Below are 17,014 nucleotides of genomic sequence, written 5' to 3'. Positions count from 1 at the left end.
GGTGGGCCACCGCGGTGTCTACAGTGCTTCGCATGGCCGTGCACCTGACGAAGATCTACACCCGCGTCGGCGACGACGGGACCACCGGCCTCGGCGACTTCTCCCGGGTGCCCAAGACCTCACCCCGCATCACGGCGTACGCCGACGTGGACGAGACCAACGCCGCGCTCGGCGTCGCCCTGGCGCTCGGCGCGCTGGAACCCGACGTCGCCGACGTGGTGCGGCAGGTCCAGAACGACCTGTTCGACGTCGGCGCCGACCTCTGCACGCCGATCGCCCCCGACCCCAAGTACCCGCCGCTGCGGATCACCCAGGCCTACGTCGACCGGCTCGAGTCGTGGTGCGATGCGTTCAACTCCCGGTTGGGCAAGCTGGAGTCGTTCATCCTCAACGGTGGCACACCCGGCGCGGCGCTGCTGCACCAGGCCCGCACCATCGCCCGGCGGGCCGAGCGGGGCGCGTGGGCGTTGATCGAGGTCGAGGCCGAGCAGACGAACGCGCTGACCGCGAAGTACCTGAACCGGCTCTCCGACCTGCTGTTCATCCTGGCCAGGGTCGCCAACCCGGACGGCGACGTGCTCTGGCAGCCGGGCGCCAACGCCTGACCCCGGGAGGTAGCGCTTCCTGTTTTTGAAGTCTAAGCTTCGAAAACAGGAAGTTCGCCTACCCGGAGGTCGACCATGACCACTTACGTCCTCGTCCACGGCGCGTGGCACGGCGGCTGGGCCTGGGAACGGGTCGCACCCCTGCTCACGGCGACCGGCGCGCACGTCGTCACGCCCGACCTCACGCACGACCGCGACGTCGGACTGTCCGACCACGCCGACGAGGTGGTGGCCGCGGTCGACGCCGTCGCGGACCCGGACCTGGTGCTGGTCGGCCACAGCTACGCGGGCCTGGTGGTCCGCCAGGCCGCCGACCTCCGCCCGCACCGGGTGGCCCACCTCGTGCTGGTCGACGGCTGGGCCGGGCCCGACGGCGCGAGCCTGACCGACCTGGCGCCGGACTGGTTCACCGCCAGGGTCACGGCCGCCGCGAACGCCGACGGCCTGATCGCACCGCCCGCAGCCGAGTCATTCGGCGTGACCGACCCCGACGACGCGCACTGGCTCGACCAGCGGCTGCGCACCCACGCGCTGCGGACGTTCACCGAGCCGACCCGCCTCACCGGCGCCGTCGACCGCGTCCCCGGCACCGGCGTCCACTGCGTGCCGGAGACGTTCCCGTTCGCCCGGTTCGCCGCCGACCTCGGCTACCGGACCGTGCCGGTGGACGGGCCGCACGACGCGCCGCTGACCCACCCGCGCCGCATCGCGGACGTGCTGCTCGCCGTCGTGGGCCGGGGGGCGGCGACCCTAGGATGAGCCGGTGGACCAGCGGACGTACAACCAGTACTGCGCGACCGCGCGGACGCTCGACCTCGTCGGCGAGCGCTGGACGCTCCTGCTGGTCCGCGAGCTGCTGACCGGGCCGAAGCGGTTCGGCGACCTCCAGCAGAGCCTGCGCGGCCTCGGCACCGGGCTGCTCGCGGCCCGGCTCAAGCACCTCGAACACGAAGGCCTCGCGCACAAGGTGACGCTGCCCGCGCCGGCCCGGACCCCCGCCTACGACCTCACCGAGGCAGGCCGGGAGCTCGGGCCGGCCGTGCTCGCCCTGGCCCGCTGGGGCACGAGGTGGGCCATGGGCGAACGACGCCCGGGCGAGGCGTTCCACCCCGGCTGGGCCGTGCTGGCGATGGAGGCGTTCTTCGACGCCGAGGCCGCCGCGGGCGTGCGGGCCGTCTACGAGTTCCGGGTCGGCGACGAGGTGTTCCACGTCCGCGTGGACGACGGCGAGGTGGACGCGGGCCACGGCCCCGCCGGGCGGCCCGACGCGGTGGTCGAGACCGACGAGGACGTCTTCGCCTCGCTGGCCGACGGCCGGTCGAGCCTGGCGGACAAGATCGCCTCCGGCGCCGCCTCGGCCTCCGGCGACCAGGAGGCCCTGCGCAGGCTGGGCACCCTGTTCCGCCGGCCGAGCCCCGCCGAGCGGGTGCCCGCTCAGGACGCGTAGACCACCTTCTCGGCGCCGATGCGCTCGATCCGCGCGGTGCCCCACACGCCCAGCGCGGCGAGCGCCTCGTTGAGCGACACCCCGTGCTCGGTCAGCTCGTACTCCACCCTCGGCGGCACCTCGGGGAACACCTCGCGGTGCACGAGGCCGTCCTCCTCCAGCTCGCGCAACTGCTGGACCAGCATCTTCTCGCTCACGCCCGGCAGGCCGCGGCGCAGCTGGGCGAACCGCCGCACGCCGTGCTCGGCCAGCTCCCACAGGATCAGCGACTTCCACTTGCCGGACACCACGTCCATCGCGGCGTCGATGCCGCAGAAGTAGGGACCACGTCGAGCCGCCATCGGCCCCTCCCGGGGGTGCTTACCAAAAGGTGGGTACTGCACAAAATAGTCCGTACTGGTCAACCGTACCGGTACGAGTGACGATCTCGGCATGACCAACACGAAAGCGACCGTCCTCGGGCTCGGCGCGATGGGCGCCGCCCTCGCCACCGCCCTGGTCCGCGCCGGGCACGTCACGACCGTCTGGAACCGCTCGCCCGGCAAGGCCGAAGCCCTCGTCGACCTCGGCGGCACGGCCGCCGGCTCCGTCCGCGACGCCGTGACCGCGTCCGACGTGGTGATCGCCTGCCTCTTCGACGCCGACTCGGTCCACGAGGTGCTCGACCCGGTGGCCGACCTGCTCACCGGCCGCACGCTGGTCAACGTCACCACGACCACGCTCGACCAGTCGAGGGAGTTCGCCGGCTGGGCGGCGGCGCACGGCGTGGTGTACCTCGACGGCGGCATCATGGCCGTGCCGGACATGATCGGGCGGCCCGGCTCGTCCGTCCTCTACAGCGGCTCGGCCACCGCGTTCGAGCGGCACCGCCCGCTGCTGGACCTGTGGGGCGAGAGCGCGTACTTCGGCGAGGACGCGGGCCTGGCGTCGCTGTACGACCTGGCCCTGCTCGCCGGCATGTACGTGATGTTCGCCGGTTTCCTGCACGGCGCCGCGATGGTCGCGGGCGCGGGCGTGACGGCGACCGAGTTCGCCGGGCGGGCCGCGCCGTGGCTGGCCGCGATGACGGGTGGGTTCGCCGGGTTCGCGGCCGTGGTCGACGGCGGCGACTACACCGTGCCGGGACAGCAGAGCCTGGAGTTCTCCGACCTCGGCGACATGCTCGACGCCAGCGCCGCGCAGGGCATCTCCACCGAGGTGGTCGGCATGGTGCAGAACCTGATCCGGCAGCAGGTCGACGCCGGTCACGGGAAGGAGGGCTTCGCCAGGATCTTCGAGAGCATCAGGCAGCCCGCCTGACTCTGTCCGGGTGACGTCCCCGGACCGATCGAGTGTCCGGACCACCGATGGGCCACCACGACCGATCGTCCTTGTGTTCACTCTGCCGGGTCCGGACGCCGAGGAGCGTCCACTCGACGTGGGGGTACCCCGCCGTGCGCGGAACACGAAGATCCGGATCGGTCGTGGTGGCCGTCCTCCTCGGTCTGCTCGTCCCGGGGATCGCGCACGCCGCGCCGCCCGCGAACGACGACTTCGACCGGGCGACGCCGATCACTCGGCGCACACCGGGTTCCGCGGCTCGCTCACCCCGATCGCCTGCAACGACGACCGGAACGGCAGCCACCAGTCGCGCGTCGAGGTCGCGGTCACGGCCGGCACCAGCTACCACTTCCTCGCCGGTTCGTACCACGCCGGCTCGGGCGGGTCGCTGACGTTCGCGGTGAGCGGGCTCGCCGCGCTCCCGAACGACGCGTTCGCCGAACACGACGCGACCGCACCACCGCTACGCGGCCGACGGCGACTACACCGTGACGCTGACCCACACCACCGGGGACGGCCGCTCGGCCACCACGTCGCGAGTGGTCCAGGTCCGCACGCACGACGTCGCGCTCGGGAAGGTGACCTTCCGGGCCGTGGCGTCCCTGCCCGAGGGCGACGACCACCTGCTGGACAACGAGGCGATCAGCTCGACGACCGCGGTGCGGCCGGCCGTCACCGGAGGCCTCGACCTCACCTGACGGTGGTCGCTAGGAGGCCCAGGGAATGGATCGGCCCGGAGGCGCTGACTCCAACCAGGACAGGAATCCTGTCAGCGCGTCCGGGCCCATCGCGATCTCGACCTCGCCCTTGTTGCCGCGACAGCGGAGCACCACCGCGCCCGCGGGCATCGCGTACGCCTCCGGTGCGGTGGGCTCGCGGCGGTCGTCGATCTCGAAGCCCTCGCGGGAGATGACCATGTCCGGGCCGGGGCTCAGGCTCAGCACGCGGAACCAGGTGAACTCGTCACCCCGGTAGTGCCCGACGCCCAGGTGCCAGCCCCGGCCGGAGCCCTTGAGCCTGGACCTCAGCGCGACGTGCACGCCGCCCGCGCGCAGCAGCCGGACTCGCCGCCACGCCAGGTACGCGAGGACGACCACCGCGCCGAACAGGACCAGCCCCACCAGTTCGGCGATCCCCACGGCGTTCGTCCGCCCGTCCGCGTCAGGCCGAGTGCCCGGCGGCGCGGAGCCGCGCGATCGCCCGGGCCCGCTGTACGTCGTCCGCGTTCTGCACGTCCGAGCGAGCCTGCTCGACGTCGATCTCGTGGGCGAGCTCCGCGGCCTCCGCGAGGATGCTCACGCCGTCGCCGGTCACGGAGAGGAACCCGCCGTGCACGGCCGCCGTCACCAGCTCGTTGTCCGTGGTGCGGATCCGGACCACGCCGCCCTCGACCAACTGGCCGAGCACCGGCTCGTGGCCGGGCAGGATGCCGATCTCGCCTTCGAGGGTCTGCGCGACCACCGAGGTGGCCGTGCCGGACCACAGGCGGCGTTCCACCGCGACCAGCTGGACGGTCATCTCGGCCACGCGCATCTCCCTGAGTCGACTGGAGTCCACCGCAGTCTAAACGGTGACCGGTGCACCCCGCCGCACCAGCCACCCTCAGTCGTTCCCACGGCCCGCGGCTACCCGCCCGGAGACCGCTCCGACGGCGGTCACCGCGACCGCGCCCAGGGCCGCCACCAAGGCGAACGCGTAGAAACCCCACGGGTGCGCGAGGCCCGCGGTGAGCAGCGCCCCGCCCAGCACGGGCCCGCTGACGGCCCCGATCCGCCCGACGCCCGCCGTCCACCCCAGACCCGTGGCGCGGTTGCCGTCGTCGTACACGCGGCCCACGTACGCGTACACCAGGACCTGCGCGCTGAACACGAAGCACCCGGCCACGAACACCGCCGCGTAGACGCCCGCGGTCGGCAGCCGTGCGCTGAGCAGGCCCAGGGCCGCCGCCGACGCGGCGAACCAGCCGATGGTCGACGGCCGCACGCCGACCCGGTCCGCCACCGCGCCCGCGACCAGCAGCCCGACCACCGCGCCGACGTTCAGCGTGAGCAGCAGGCCCAGCGCCGCGCCCAGCGGGTACCCGGCCGCGCGCATGATCTGCGGCAGCCACGTGTTCAGGCCGTAGACCAGCAGCAGCCCCATGAACGACGCCGCCCAGAACGCCACCGTGGCCCGCCGCAGGCCGGGCCGGAACAGCGAGCCGACCAGCCTCCCGGCCGACACCGGCGCCGAGCGGAACGCCCGCGACTCCGGCAGCAGCAGCACCATCAGCGGCACCAGCACGAGCGCGGGCGCCGCGCCGATCACGAACAACGCCCGCCACCCCAGCGACGGGATCACCGCCATGCCCAGCAGCGCGGTGAGCACCGCCCCGACGTGGTAGCCGGTCATGACCAGCGTGGTGGCCCGGCCGCGCCGCCGCGCCGGCGCGAACTCGTCGACCAGCGCGATGGCCGTCGGCAGGCAGCCGCCGAGGCCGAGGCCGGCGAGGAACCTCAGCCCGCCGAACACCTCGATCGACGGCGCCGCCGCGCACAGCACGGTGAACAAGGAGAAGCCGCACACGGACGCGATCAGCGCCTTGCGCCGCCCGACCAGGTCGGTGACCGTGCCGATCGCCATCGCGCCCAGCATCATGCCGACCAGGCCCGCCGTGGAGACGACCGACGCGGACGCCGGCGTGAGGCCCCACTGCCCCGTGTCGAGCAGGACCGGGAGGACGGTGCCGAGCACCACGAGGTCGAAGCCGTCGAGCAGTACCGCCGTCCAGCCCAGCGGGAGCACCCATTTGTTCATACCGGGAGGGTGGTGTGGGTCACCCTGGCCGGGGCAGGGCGGTTTCCGATGAGCGGAAGGCCGTTGGGAGACTGGGCCGGTGCCCACCCCGAAGTCGCTGCTGGAGCGCGCGTTCTCGCTGCTGTCGGTGTTCACCGTGGACCGGTCGGCGGTCACGCTGTCCGAGCTGAGCCGCCACTCGGGCCTGCCGCTGAGCACCACGCACCGGCTGGTGGCGTCCCTGGTGGAGCTGCGCGCCCTGGACCGCGCGCCCGACGGCCGCTACCGCGTGGGCCTGAGGCTGCTGGAGCTGGGCGCGCTGTCGCCGGGCAGCCTCGACCTGCGAGACCGGGCCCTGCCGTTCCTGGAGGACCTCTACGAGGTCACGCGGCACAACGTCCAGCTGGCCGTGCGCGACGGCACGGAGGTCGTGTACGTGGAGCGGATCTCGGCGCGGGACGCGGTCAACGTGGTGACGCGGGTCGGCAGCCGGATGCCGACGCACTGCACGGGCGTCGGCCTGGTGCTGCTGGCCGCCGCGCCCGTCGCCGTGCAGGAGGCCGTGCTGGCCGCGCCGCTCAAGCGGTTCACGCCCAGGACGATCGCGTCGGCGCCGGAACTGCGCGAGGCCCTGGCCCGCGTGCGCCGCGACGGCTACGCCATCAGCGACCGCCAGATCGAGATGATCACCTACTCGGTCGCCGCCCCCGTGCGCGGACCGGACGGCGACGTGGTGGCCGCGGTGTCCGTCGTCGTGCCCACGGGCACCCGCACGGACACCGTCGTGCCCGCCGTGCGCACGTGCGGCCTGGCCATCTCCCGCGCCCTGGGCTGGGCCTCCCACTGAGCCCCGCGACGGCCGAAGGGCCGTCCCCCGAGCGGGGAACGACCCTTCGGCAAAGCCCGGCCCTACTTGCCGGCGAGCTTCTTGGCGTTGGCCTCGACGTCGTCCAACCCGCCGCAGGAGAAGAACGCCTGCTCCGGGTAGTGGTCGAACTCGCCCTTGCAGACGCGGTCGAACGCCTCGATCGTGTCCTTGATCGGCACGAACGAACCCGGCTGGTCGGTGAACTTCTCGGCCACGATGAAGTTCTGGCCGAGGAAGCGCTCCAGGCGACGGGCGCGACCGACGAGGACCTTGTCCTCCTCGGACAGCTCGTCCATGCCGAGGATGGCGATGATGTCCTGCAGCTCCTTGTACTTCTGCAGGATCCGCTTGACCTCCTGCGCCACCCGGTAGTGCTCCTCGCCGACGATCGACGGCTCGAGGATCCGGGAGGACGAGGACAGCGGGTCCACCGCCGGGTAGATGCCCTTCTGGGAGATCGGACGGGAGAGCTCCGTCGTCGCGTCCAGGTGGGCGAACGTGGTGGCCGGCGCGGGGTCGGTGTAGTCGTCCGCGGGCACGTAGATGGCCTGCAGCGAGGTGATCGACTTACCGCGCGTCGAGGTGATGCGCTCCTGGAGCTCACCCATCTCGTCTGCCAGCGTCGGCTGGTAACCCACGGCGGACGGCATGCGGCCCAGCAGGGTCGACACCTCCGAACCCGCCTGGGTGAACCGGAAGATGTTGTCGATGAACAGCAGCACGTCCTGGCCCTGCACGTCGCGGAAGTACTCCGCCATCGTCAGCGCGGACAGCGCGACGCGCATGCGGGTGCCGGGCGGCTCGTCCATCTGACCGAACACCAGGGCGGTGTCGCCGAGCACGCCCATCTCCTCCATCTCGAGGAGGAGGTCGGTGCCCTCACGGGTGCGCTCGCCGACGCCGGCGAACACCGACGTGCCGGAGAACTCGCGGGCGATACGGGTGATCATCTCCTGGATGAGCACCGTCTTGCCCACGCCCGCGCCGCCGAACAGGCCGATCTTGCCGCCCTTGACGTACGGGGTCAGCAGGTCGATGACCTTGATGCCCGTTTCCAGGATCTCGGTCTTGCCCTCGAGCTGGTCGAAGGCGGGCGCCTTGCGGTGGATTGCCCACTGCTCGCCGTCGCGGCCGAGGCCGGGCTCGTCGAGGCAGTCGCCCAGCGCGTTGAACACGTGGCCCTTGACGACGTCGCCGACGGGCACGCTGATCGCCTTGCCGGTGTCGGTCACCGCCGCGCCGCGGACGAGGCCGTCGGTGGGCTGCATCGAGATGGTGCGGACCAGGTTGTCACCCAGGTGCTGGGCGACCTCCAGGGTCAGCGTCTTGGCCACCGCCTCGGCGGTGACCTCGGCGTGCAGGGCGTTGAACAGCTCCGGCACCGCGTCGCGCGGGAACTCCACGTCGACGACGGCACCGATCACCCGGACCACACGGCCGGTGCGGGTGGTGGTGGCAGTAGCACTCATGTCACTCATCACTTCCTGCGCCACCGGTAAGCGCGGAGGCGCCACCGACGATCTCGCTGATCTCCTGGGTGATCTGGGCCTGACGGGCCTGGTTCGCCTGGCGGCTGAGGTTGCGGACCAGTTCGGTGGCGTTGTCCGTCGCCGCCTTCATCGCGGTCCGTCGCGCCGCCGACTCCGAGGCCGCCGCGTCCAGCAGTGCCGAGAAGAGCCTGGTCTTGACGTACTTGGGCAGCAACGCGCCCAGCAAGGTCTCCGCACTCGGTTCGAACGAGTACACCGACTGGAGCTTCTGCGGCTCCGGCTCGAAGTCGACGACCATCGGCGCGATCCGCTTGGCGACCGGCGTCTGGCTCAGCATCGACTTGAACTCGGTGTAGACCACGTGCAGCTCGTCCACGCCGAGCACGCCGTCGGGGCCGGGCTGGTCGCCCTCGTCGTCGCTGCCCGCGACGAACGCCTTGACCAGCGCGTCACCGGCCTCGACCGCGTTGACGTAGTGCGGCAGCTGCGAGAAGCCGGTCCACTCGCCCGCGATGGCGCGCTTGCGGAACTTGTAGTAGCCCACGCCCTTGCGCCCGATGACGTAGAGGACGGGCTCCTTGCCCTCGGACCGCAGCAGCGAGAGCAGCTCCTCCGCGGCCCGCAGCACGTTGGCGTTGTAGCCGCCGCACATGCCCTTGTCGCTCGTCACGACGAGGACCGCGGCGCGGCGCGGGTTCTTGCGCTCGGTCAGCAGCGGGTGGTCGAGGTTCGCGGACGCGGTCGCCAGCGCGGAGAGGACCGAGGTGATCTCCTCCGCGTAGGGGCGCGACGCCGCGACCCTCGTCTGCGCCTTGGCGAGACGGGACGTGGCGATGAGCTCGTACGCCTTGGTGATCTTCTTGGTCGAGTTGACCGAGCGGATCCGCTGGCGCAGCTCCCGGATCTGTGCCGCCATGCCTACGTCACTTCTCGGTCGGAGCGGGCCGGTTGACCTTCACCGACTCCTGCCCGACCTTGTCGGCGTCCATCGCGTCGGCGGGCACGTCGACGACCGACGCGCCGTTGGAGGCGGTGAACTGCTGCTTGAACGCGGCGACGGCGTCGAGGATGCCCTTCTCCGTGTCGTCCGACAGCTTCTTGGACTCGCGGATGTCGGACAGGATCACCTCGTGGCTGCGCCGGACGTGGTCCAGGAACTCCGACTCGAAGCGGCGGACGTCGCCCACCGCGATGTCGTCGTAGTGGCCCTTGGTGCCGAGGTAGATCGAGACGACCTGCTCCTCGACCGGGACCGGCGAGTACTGGCCCTGCTTGAGCAGCTCGACCAGGCGCGCGCCGCGCTCCAGCTGGGCGCGGGACGCCGCGTCGAGGTCCGAGGCGAAGGCGGAGAACGCCTCCAGCTCGCGGAACTGCGACAGGTCCAGGCGCAGCGAGCCGGAGACCGTCTTCATCGCCTTGATCTGCGCGGCGCCACCGACGCGGGACACCGAGATACCCACGTTGACGGCCGGGCGCACACCGGCGTTGAACAGGTCCGACTCCAGGAAGCACTGGCCGTCGGTGATCGAGATGACGTTGGTCGGGATGTACGCCGACACGTCGTTGGCCTTGGTCTCGATGATCGGCAGGCCGGTCATCGAGCCGCCGCCCATGTCGTCGGACAGCTTCGCGCAGCGCTCCAGCAGGCGCGAGTGCAAGTAGAAGACGTCGCCGGGGTAGGCCTCGCGGCCCGGCGGGCGGCGCAGCAGCAGCGAGATGGCGCGGTACGCCTCCGCCTGCTTGGTCAGGTCGTCGAAGACGATCAGGACGTGCTTGCCCTGGTACATCCAGTGCTGGCCGATGGTCGAGCCGGTGTAGGGCGCGAGCCACTTGAAGCCGGCCGAGTCGGACGCGGGGGCGGCGACGATGGTGGTGTACTCCAGCGCGCCCGCCTCCTCCAGCGCGGCCTTGACGCCCGCGATGGTGGAGCCCTTCTGGCCGATGGCCACGTACACGCAGCGCACCTGCTGCTGCGGGTCGCCCGAGTCCCAGGCCTTCTTCTGGTTGATGATCGTGTCGATGCAGACCGCGGTCTTGCCGGTCTTGCGGTCGCCGATGATCAGCTGGCGCTGGCCGCGGCCGATCGGGGTCATCGAGTCGATGGCCTTGATGCCGGTCTGCATCGGCTCGTTCACCGGCTGCCGCTGCAGCACGGTCGCGGCCTGCAGCTCCAGCGCGCGGTTGTCGTCGGCGACGATGTCGCCGAGGCCGTCGATCGGCTGGCCGAGCGGGTTCACCACGCGGCCGAGGAAGCCGTCGCCGACCGGCACGGAGAGCACCTGGCCGGTCCGCTTGACCTCCTGGCCCTCTTCGATCTTGTCGAAGTCGCCGAGGATGACCGCGCCGATCTGGCGGACTTCCAGGTTCAGGGCCACGCCGAGCACGCCGCCGGGGAACTCCAGCAGCTCGTTGGTCATGGTGCCGGGCAGACCCTCGACGATGGCGATGCCGTCGTAGGTCTCCGCGACGACGCCGACCTCTTCCCGGCTGACTTCCGGGGAGTAGGTCGAGACGTACTTCTCGATCGCACTGCGGATCTCGTCCGACGAGATCGTCAGCTCCGCCATGTCGTTCCTGCTCTCACTTCGTTCTGGGAAAGGGGCTTGTGGGCCGCGGTTCCGGTCGGTCAGCCGGCGAGGTCGCGGCGCAGTGACGCCAGGCGACCGGCCACGCTTCCGTCGATGACCTCGTCGCCGATCTTGATCAGCAGACCGCCGCGCAGCGTGGGGTCGACCTCGACGTGCAGCGCGATCGGCCTGGAGTAGATCCGGGTCAGCGTGGCCTCGAGGCGGTCCTGCTGCGCCGCGTCGAGCTCGACGGCGGAACGGACGTAGGCGACGGAACGTTCCCGGCGCTTGGCCGCGAGCGACGCGAGGTCGCCGAGGCCGTTGACGACGCCCTGGCCGCGCGGCTCGCGGACGAGCTGGTCCACCAGGGTCTTGGTGGTCCCGTCGACCTTGCCCGCCACAAGGCTGTCGACCAGCGCGACCTTGCCCGCGGGCTCGGCCGCCGGGTCGGACAGCGCCAGCTCCAGCTCGTGGTTGCCCGCGATGATGCGACCGAGTCGGAACAGCTCGTCCTCGACGGCGTCGAGCTTGCCGTCCCGCTCCGCCCGCACCAGCAGCGTGGTGCGGGCCAGCGACTCGATGCCGTCGACCAGCTCGCGCGGGCTGGACCAGCGCGCGGTGACGACCGTGGCCAGCACCTGCACCGTCGCGTCGTCGACCTTGCCGTCGAGCAGGCCGTGCAGCAGCTGCTCCCGGGACTCGGGGCCCGAGGAGTTGTCGGCCAGCGCCCGACGCAGCGCGGGCTGCGCCGACAGCAGGCTGACGACCGCGAACAGCTCCTCGCCCAGCTTGCCCAGGGACTCGCTGGCGGTGGGGCCGGTCGTGCCGTCCACGACCTCCAGCAACCGCAGCTCGGCGGCGGCCAGGGCGTCACGGCTAGCGGCGTGCAGCGTCATCGGCGTTCCCTCACTTGGCGGCCGGAGCCGACGTGCCGTCGAGCTCGGAGAGGAACCGGTCGACGGTGCCCCGACGGCGCACCTCGTCCTCCAGCGACTCGCCGACGACCCGGTCAGCCAGGTCGATGGCCAGTCGGCCCAACTCGCCACGCAGCTCCGCGACGATCTGCGCGCGCTGCGTCTCGAGCTGGGTCTGCCCCTGCGCGACGATCCGCGCGGACTCCTCCTGCGCCTTGGCGCGCAGCTCGCTGATGATCTGCTCGCCCTCGATGCGGGCGTCGTCGCGGATGCGGGCCGCCTCGGCACGTGCCTCGGCGAGCTGGGCCTTGTACTGCTCCAGCGTGGCCTGCGCCTGCGCCTGCGCCTGCTCGGCCTTCTCGATCCCGCCCTCGATCTTGGCGGCGCGTTCCGCGTAGACCGCCTCGAACTTCGGCGAGACGAACTTCTTGATGACGAACAAGAGCAGCAGGAACGCGATCAGGCCGATGATGATCTCGGAAGTGTGCGGGAGAACCGGGTTGATCGGTTCCCCCTCCGCCGCCGCCACGATGAGGGTTTTCATCACAAACCTCTCTTATGCGATGAACGGGTGCTCAGGCTGCCGACGCGAGGAAGTACACGACGAAGCCGAGCAGCGCGAGGACCTCGACGATGGCGAAGGTCGTCCAGGCGAGGCTCAGCAGGACGCCGCGGGCCTCGGGCTGGCGGGCGGTCCCGCTGATGACCGAGGAGAAGATCAGACCCACGCCGATGCCCGGGCCGATGGCCGCGAGGCCGTAGCCGATCGCGGCGAGACCCGCGTTGGTCACACCGGAGGCGGCTTCCTGAGCAAGAACGATGGATGCGCTCACTTGTGCTGTTCCCTTTCCAACTCGGTCCGCGAAAGGCATCGCGGATCGGAGGCTTGAATGTTTTTCAGTGCTCTTCCGCCAGCGCGGCGCCGATGTAGTTGGCGCTCAGCAGGGCGAAGATGTAGGCCTGAAGGACCATGATCAGCGCTTCCAGGAACGTCAGCGCGATGGCGAAGAGGAAGGCAATCGGGGCCACCACCACCGTGATGCCGCCGTTGAGCAGCAGGAACTCACCCGCGAGGGTGAACACCAGCAGCAGGAGGTGACCCGCGAACATCGCTGCGAAGACTCGGATGGCGAGCGTGAGCGGGTTCAGGACGAACTTCTGGAAGAACTCGATCGGGATCAGCAGGATGAGCACGAACCAGGGCGCGCCGGGGGGCATGGTGGCGTGCTTCAGGTAGCCGACGAAACCGTGGCGCTTGAACCCCACGAAGTGGTAAACCGGGTAGATGACCAGGACCGAGACGGCGAGCGGGAAGCCGATGTGCGCCATCGTGGGGAACTGGACGAACGGGATGAGCCCGAACAGGTTGTTCACCAGGATGAACGTGAAGACGGTCAGGATCAGCGGAACGAAGGGCTTGAAGTCCTTGCCACCGATCTGCTCACGCGCGATCGAGTTGCGCCCGATGTCGTAGGCCGACTCGGCGAGGAACTGGAACTTACCCGGGACGAGCTTCATGTTTCGGGTCGCCAGGATGAAGAACGCCCCGATGATGAGGACCGACAGGACCAGCAGCACCATCGGCTTGTCGACCGAGCCGAAGATCGCCGGGGGGAAGAAGTCCTTCACACCGGGTGCGACGAACTCGCCACCCGAGGCCAGCACCAACGTGGTCACTGTGTTCCTTCCGGTTCTCCCGGCCGGCGTTCACTCCGCCGGGGGAATCGTCACGATCGGGACTTAACGTACCTTACGGACCGCAAGCGCCCGCGAGAGGCACCCCACCTACCTGGGTGTCCCGTCCTGCGCGCACCGTACCAGCCGGTAGATCAGGTGTTTCCAGGGGTCGGGATGACGATCTGACTGCGACTGCGCTTGGAGGCGCGCACCTCCATGGCGGTGGCCACCAGGATGGTCGCGGCCATGGTCAGGGCCAGCGCGTTGGTGTGCAGCACGGGGAACTGGCGCAGCAGCATCATCACCGCGAACAGCAGGATGAGCTTGCCCAGGAACCCGGCGAACGCCGCGACCATGATCACCTGGAGCGGCATCGCGGCGGTGCGGTGCATGAGCAGCAGCGTCGCGGCCGACGACAGGCACGCCATGGCACCGCCGATCAGCGCCGCGACCAGGCCGGGGACCCCCGCCAGCACAGTCCAGAGGATCGCGCCCGCGACCACCGTCGCGAGCGCCGCCCACAGCGCCGCGCGGTACATTTCGCCCGCGAGTCGCTGCACGACGGCTTCGTGGGTCCACTCCGTCTTGTCCTGGCTCATGTCACCCCCAAAGGGTCGAACACCGTCCACTGGTCGAGACCGAGTGTAAAGAAGCCTTGGTCCTCACCCCACCATCGGGGGTCATGTGCGGCGCACTTCGCGAAGTCTGGGTATCGCGGAGACCAACAGCGCGAGAACAAGCCCGATGGCCAGGCACCACACCACGACGACGACGTCGAACAGCGTCAACGCGACCGCGCCGAACGCCAGCACGCCCGCCCACAAGTAGATCAGCAGCACCGCGCGGCGCTGGGAGTGCCCGATCTCGAGCAGCCGGTGGTGCAGGTGCATCTTGTCCGCGGAGAACGGGCTCTCGCCCCGCCGGGTCCGCCGGACCACGGCCATGAGCAGGTCCAGCAACGGCACGAACAGGACCGCGGCGACCACGACCAGCGGCGACAGCAGGCCCAGGACGTCCGTGGCCCGCACCGACTCGTAGTTGATCTTCCCCGACGCCGAGATCGTCGCCGCCGCGAGCATCAGCCCGATCAGCATCGACCCCGAGTCGCCCATGAAGATCCGCGCCGGGTTGAAGTTGTGCGGCAGGAAGCCCAGGCACGCGCCCGCGAGCGTGGCCGCGATCAGCGCGGGCGGGTACGCGCCCACGTCACCGCCGTTGTTGGCCAGCAGCCCGATGGAGAACACGCAGGTGGCCGCCGCCGCGATCAGCCCGATGCCCGCGGCCAGGCCGTCCAGGCCGTCCACGAAGTTCATCGCGTTGACCATGGTCACGGCCAGCAGCACGCTCAGGATCGCGCCCTGGTTCTGGTCCAGCGAGAGCAGCGAGCCGGTGCCCTCGCCGTCGTCGCCCCACGGCACCCAGAACAGCAGCCACTGCAGGCCGAACAGCACGAGGATGCCCGCCGCGGTGACCTGGCCGGCGAGTTTCGTCAGGGAGTCCAGCTCGAACCGGTCGTCCAGCACCCCGACGAGGACGATCACGCCACCGCCCACGATCACCGCGTACGGGTCGTAGGAGAAGTCGAACGCCGAGCGCAGCACCGGCAGCTGGTGCGCCAGGAGCATGCCGCCGAGCACCCCGCCGTACATCGCGAGCCCGCCCATCCGCGGCATGGGTTGGACGTGCACGTCGCGCTGGCGGGGGTAGGCGACCGCGCCGATCCGGAACGCCAGCGCGCGCACCAGGCCGACGAGCAGGAACGTCACGACGGCGGCGGTGAGCGCGACGAGCAGGTACTCCCGGACGGGGAGGACGTTGGACACGGCAGGCAACTGGCCCACGGCAGGCTAGCCCCTCGGCGATGGGGTGTCGGGTGGATCTTGCTGCAGCTGATCCAGTCGGGCTGGTTCGGGCGACGGGAGTACCACGCTACTCCGATCGGGAAGATCCACTAGCGGGCGACCTCGACTTCGACGCCGAGGGCCTTCGAGACCTCGCCGATCGGCACCGCGCCCTCCCGCAGGACCACGGGGTCCGGTCCGGTCAGGTCGACGATGGTGGAGGCGGTGTTCTCGGTGGCCGGTCCGCCGTCCAGGTAGACGCCGACCTCCTCGCCGAGCTGGTCCCAGGCCTCCTGGACGGTGCCCGCCGGCGGGAAGCCCGACTTGTTCGCGCTGGAGACGGCCATCGGACCGACGTCGCGGAGCAGCTCCAACGCGACCGGGTGCAACGGCATCCGCAGCATCACGGTGCCGCGGGTGTGACCGAGATCCCACGCCAACGAGGGCGCGTGCGGCAGCACGAGCGACAGCCCGCCCGGCCAGAACGCCTCGATCAGCGCGCGGGCCTGCCGGGGCACCCCGAGGACCAACCCGTCGATCGTGGTCCACGAGCCGACCAGCACGGGGACCGGCATGTCGGGCCCGCGCCCCTTGGCCTCCAACAGGGCACGAACGGCCGCCGCGTCGAACGCGTCACACCCGATGCCGTACACGGTGTCCGTGGGCAGGACGACCAGCCGCCCGCCCCGCACCGCTCCCGCGGCGGCTTCGAGGCCCGCCGCGCGATCGGTCTGGACACCACAATCGTAGATCGTGCTCACCCTGCTGATCCAAGCACAGCGCGACCGGGCCCAGCGGCCGAGGTCACACCCGGACGGCGAGCGGCGGGCACGGAGCGGCGGGCGCGTTCCGCGGCCCGGTCACGAACCACCGCGGCCGAACGCCGCGTCCGCGTCGACCGCCCACTTCCGCTTCCGGTGCGCCACCACGAACCCGAACACGAGCGCCGCGCCCACCAGCACACCGGCCGCGGTCACCGCCGGGTTGCCGATCGCGCTGCCCACGAACGGCAGCACGAGCACGGCCAGCCCCACCACCGCCGCCGTCCACACGTCCGGCTCGACCCACCGCCACCGCCGCGCCTCGTCCAACCTCCGGCACAGGTCGGTCGCGAACGCGATCAACTCCGGGTGCGGGCTGAGCGCCAGGACCTCCTCGGCCAGCGCACGGCACTCGGCCGCCTGACGCGCGCCCGTCACGACCAGCGCACCCCCCGGCGTGACGGCGCGCACCTCCGCCGTCCGGGCCGCGAGCGCCAGGGCGAGGTGCGTGCGCAGCACGTCGTCCGCACGGGGCGCGCCGCCACGGGCCAGCTCCGCGCGCACCACGGCCGCGGCCAGGTGGCTCTCGCCGTCGTGGCCCTCGCCCAACGCCGACGTCAGCGCGGTCAGCGCGCGGGACAGGCGCACCCGGTCGGCATCGCCGAATTCGGTCAGGTCGACGCGGGTGATGCGCGCCGCCAGCCATTCCCGCAGTTCGCTCCACTCGTTCGGCCCATTGACAGCCATCG

The 17,014-nt window shown here is 71.1% G+C and carries 21 protein-coding genes; 6 read left to right on the top strand and 15 right to left on the bottom strand.

Going from position 1 to position 17,014, the window contains the following annotated elements:
- Positions 1–32 precede the first annotated feature (32 nt).
- The 3 genes from AB0I91_RS14115 (at position 33) to AB0I91_RS14105 (ending at position 2,052) form a co-directional block, all read left to right on the top strand.
- Positions 33–605: a cob(I)yrinic acid a,c-diamide adenosyltransferase gene (locus AB0I91_RS14115; protein ID WP_498775116.1), complete on the top strand. Its 573-nt coding sequence runs from the start codon at positions 33–35 to the stop codon at positions 603–605.
- Between the two features lie 75 nt (positions 606–680).
- Positions 681–1,364, top strand: coding sequence for an alpha/beta fold hydrolase (locus tag AB0I91_RS14110; protein ID WP_499637063.1), 684 nt, complete (start codon positions 681–683; stop codon positions 1,362–1,364).
- Between the two features lie 4 nt (positions 1,365–1,368).
- Positions 1,369–2,052, top strand: coding sequence for a winged helix-turn-helix transcriptional regulator (locus tag AB0I91_RS14105; RefSeq protein ID WP_499637061.1), 684 nt, complete (start codon positions 1,369–1,371; stop codon positions 2,050–2,052).
- On the opposite strand, the gene AB0I91_RS14100 is transcribed toward AB0I91_RS14105, so the two are convergent.
- On the bottom strand, positions 2,040–2,393 hold the full coding sequence (locus AB0I91_RS14100) for a winged helix-turn-helix transcriptional regulator (RefSeq protein WP_498775122.1): 354 nt from the start codon (positions 2,391–2,393) through the stop codon (positions 2,040–2,042). The genes AB0I91_RS14105 and AB0I91_RS14100 overlap by 13 nt on opposite strands.
- A gap of 91 nt (positions 2,394–2,484) precedes the next feature.
- Between AB0I91_RS14100 and AB0I91_RS14095 the strand changes: the two genes are divergently transcribed.
- Positions 2,485–3,351, top strand: coding sequence for an NAD(P)-dependent oxidoreductase (locus tag AB0I91_RS14095; RefSeq protein ID WP_499637059.1), 867 nt, complete (start codon positions 2,485–2,487; stop codon positions 3,349–3,351).
- 509 nt (positions 3,352–3,860) lie between these two features.
- Entirely contained in the window at positions 3,861–4,070 is a 210-nt protein-coding gene (locus AB0I91_RS14090) for a hypothetical protein (RefSeq protein ID WP_498775126.1), read from the top strand.
- Positions 4,071–4,079: 9 nt separating this feature from the next.
- Here AB0I91_RS14090 and AB0I91_RS14085 read toward each other — a convergent pair whose 3' ends face one another.
- The 3 genes from AB0I91_RS14085 to AB0I91_RS14075 all read right to left on the bottom strand — a co-directional run bounded on the left by AB0I91_RS14085 (position 4,080) and on the right by AB0I91_RS14075 (position 6,168).
- Positions 4,080–4,511 carry a DUF2550 domain-containing protein gene (locus tag AB0I91_RS14085; protein WP_498775128.1) on the bottom strand — a complete coding sequence of 144 codons (432 nt, stop codon included), beginning with the start codon at positions 4,509–4,511 and terminating at the stop codon, positions 4,080–4,082.
- 22 nt (positions 4,512–4,533) lie between these two features.
- The gene (locus AB0I91_RS14080) at positions 4,534–4,899 is read right to left on the bottom strand and encodes a F0F1 ATP synthase subunit epsilon (RefSeq protein ID WP_498775130.1); all 366 of its coding nucleotides are present in this window, start codon (positions 4,897–4,899) and stop codon (positions 4,534–4,536) included.
- A gap of 75 nt (positions 4,900–4,974) precedes the next feature.
- Positions 4,975–6,168, bottom strand: a complete 1,194-nt coding sequence (locus AB0I91_RS14075) for an MFS transporter (RefSeq protein WP_499637057.1) — start codon at positions 6,166–6,168, stop codon at positions 4,975–4,977.
- A 79-nt stretch (positions 6,169–6,247) separates the two neighbouring features.
- Here AB0I91_RS14075 and AB0I91_RS14070 point away from each other — a divergent pair, with 79 nt between their 5' ends.
- Positions 6,248–6,994 (top strand): IclR family transcriptional regulator, encoded by a 747-nt coding sequence (locus AB0I91_RS14070; protein WP_498775134.1) that lies wholly within the window; start codon positions 6,248–6,250, stop codon positions 6,992–6,994.
- 62 nt (positions 6,995–7,056) lie between these two features.
- Here the strand turns inward: AB0I91_RS14070 and atpD are convergent, their stop codons facing one another.
- The 11 genes from atpD to AB0I91_RS14015 all read right to left on the bottom strand — a co-directional run bounded on the left by atpD (position 7,057) and on the right by AB0I91_RS14015 (position 17,012).
- Positions 7,057–8,484 carry a F0F1 ATP synthase subunit beta gene (atpD, locus tag AB0I91_RS14065; protein ID WP_498775136.1) on the bottom strand — a complete coding sequence of 476 codons (1,428 nt, stop codon included), beginning with the start codon at positions 8,482–8,484 and terminating at the stop codon, positions 7,057–7,059.
- Position 8,485: 1 nt separating this feature from the next.
- Positions 8,486–9,421 carry a F0F1 ATP synthase subunit gamma gene (locus AB0I91_RS14060; RefSeq protein ID WP_498775138.1) on the bottom strand — a complete coding sequence of 312 codons (936 nt, stop codon included), beginning with the start codon at positions 9,419–9,421 and terminating at the stop codon, positions 8,486–8,488.
- 7 nt (positions 9,422–9,428) lie between these two features.
- A complete protein-coding gene (gene atpA / locus AB0I91_RS14055; protein ID WP_498775140.1) occupies positions 9,429–11,072 on the bottom strand; it encodes a F0F1 ATP synthase subunit alpha in 1,644 nt (547 codons plus the stop codon).
- Between the two features lie 59 nt (positions 11,073–11,131).
- Positions 11,132–11,968, bottom strand: a complete 837-nt coding sequence (locus tag AB0I91_RS14050; protein ID WP_498775142.1) for a F0F1 ATP synthase subunit delta — start codon at positions 11,966–11,968, stop codon at positions 11,132–11,134.
- Between the two features lie 10 nt (positions 11,969–11,978).
- The gene (locus AB0I91_RS14045; protein ID WP_141980869.1) at positions 11,979–12,530 is read right to left on the bottom strand and encodes a F0F1 ATP synthase subunit B; all 552 of its coding nucleotides are present in this window, start codon (positions 12,528–12,530) and stop codon (positions 11,979–11,981) included.
- Positions 12,531–12,561: 31 nt separating this feature from the next.
- A complete protein-coding gene (locus tag AB0I91_RS14040; protein ID WP_121231937.1) occupies positions 12,562–12,807 on the bottom strand; it encodes an ATP synthase subunit C-like protein in 246 nt (81 codons plus the stop codon).
- Between the two features lie 76 nt (positions 12,808–12,883).
- A complete protein-coding gene (gene atpB / locus AB0I91_RS14035) occupies positions 12,884–13,663 on the bottom strand; it encodes a F0F1 ATP synthase subunit A (protein ID WP_498775145.1) in 780 nt (259 codons plus the stop codon).
- Positions 13,664–13,815: 152 nt separating this feature from the next.
- The gene (locus tag AB0I91_RS14030; protein ID WP_499637055.1) at positions 13,816–14,262 is read right to left on the bottom strand and encodes a Cg1360 family ATP-synthase-associated protein; all 447 of its coding nucleotides are present in this window, start codon (positions 14,260–14,262) and stop codon (positions 13,816–13,818) included.
- 81 nt (positions 14,263–14,343) lie between these two features.
- Entirely contained in the window at positions 14,344–15,504 is a 1,161-nt protein-coding gene (locus AB0I91_RS14025; protein WP_082404575.1) for a glycosyltransferase family 4 protein, read from the bottom strand.
- A gap of 110 nt (positions 15,505–15,614) precedes the next feature.
- Complete coding sequence (locus AB0I91_RS14020) at positions 15,615–16,265, bottom strand: L-threonylcarbamoyladenylate synthase (protein ID WP_498775149.1); 651 nt, start codon at positions 16,263–16,265, stop codon at positions 15,615–15,617.
- 99 nt (positions 16,266–16,364) lie between these two features.
- Positions 16,365–17,012 carry a hypothetical protein gene (locus tag AB0I91_RS14015; RefSeq protein ID WP_499607237.1) on the bottom strand — a complete coding sequence of 216 codons (648 nt, stop codon included), beginning with the start codon at positions 17,010–17,012 and terminating at the stop codon, positions 16,365–16,367.
- Positions 17,013–17,014: the final 2 nt, after the last annotated feature.

This window comes from Actinosynnema sp. NPDC049800, from assembly GCF_040656635.1.
Classification (GTDB): Bacteria; Actinomycetota; Actinomycetes; order Mycobacteriales; family Pseudonocardiaceae; genus Actinosynnema.
This window is presented reverse-complemented; position numbering and strand designations above follow the sequence as displayed.

Bases quoted from the DNA above. Each gene is read 5' to 3' on its own strand.
- AB0I91_RS14050 (WP_498775142.1), bottom strand. From the start codon at position 11,968: ATGACGCTGCACGCCGCTAGCCGTGACGCCCTGGCCGCCGCCGAGCTG.
- AB0I91_RS14030 (WP_499637055.1), bottom strand. From the start codon at position 14,262: ATGAGCCAGGACAAGACGGAGTGGACCCACGAAGCCGTCGTGCAGCGA.
- AB0I91_RS14075 (WP_499637057.1), bottom strand. From the start codon at position 6,168: ATGAACAAATGGGTGCTCCCGCTGGGCTGGACGGCGGTACTGCTCGAC.
- atpA (WP_498775140.1), bottom strand. From the start codon at position 11,072: ATGGCGGAGCTGACGATCTCGTCGGACGAGATCCGCAGTGCGATCGAG.
- AB0I91_RS14015 (WP_499607237.1), bottom strand. From the start codon at position 17,012: ATGGCTGTCAATGGGCCGAACGAGTGGAGCGAACTGCGGGAATGGCTG.
- atpD (WP_498775136.1), bottom strand. From the start codon at position 8,484: ATGAGTGCTACTGCCACCACCACCCGCACCGGCCGTGTGGTCCGGGTG.
- AB0I91_RS14060 (WP_498775138.1), bottom strand. From the start codon at position 9,421: ATGGCGGCACAGATCCGGGAGCTGCGCCAGCGGATCCGCTCGGTCAAC.
- AB0I91_RS14115 (WP_498775116.1), top strand. From the start codon at position 33: ATGGCCGTGCACCTGACGAAGATCTACACCCGCGTCGGCGACGACGGG.
- AB0I91_RS14095 (WP_499637059.1), top strand. From the start codon at position 2,485: ATGACCAACACGAAAGCGACCGTCCTCGGGCTCGGCGCGATGGGCGCC.
- AB0I91_RS14100 (WP_498775122.1), bottom strand. From the start codon at position 2,393: ATGGCGGCTCGACGTGGTCCCTACTTCTGCGGCATCGACGCCGCGATG.
- AB0I91_RS14110 (WP_499637063.1), top strand. From the start codon at position 681: ATGACCACTTACGTCCTCGTCCACGGCGCGTGGCACGGCGGCTGGGCC.
- AB0I91_RS14045 (WP_141980869.1), bottom strand. From the start codon at position 12,530: ATGAAAACCCTCATCGTGGCGGCGGCGGAGGGGGAACCGATCAACCCG.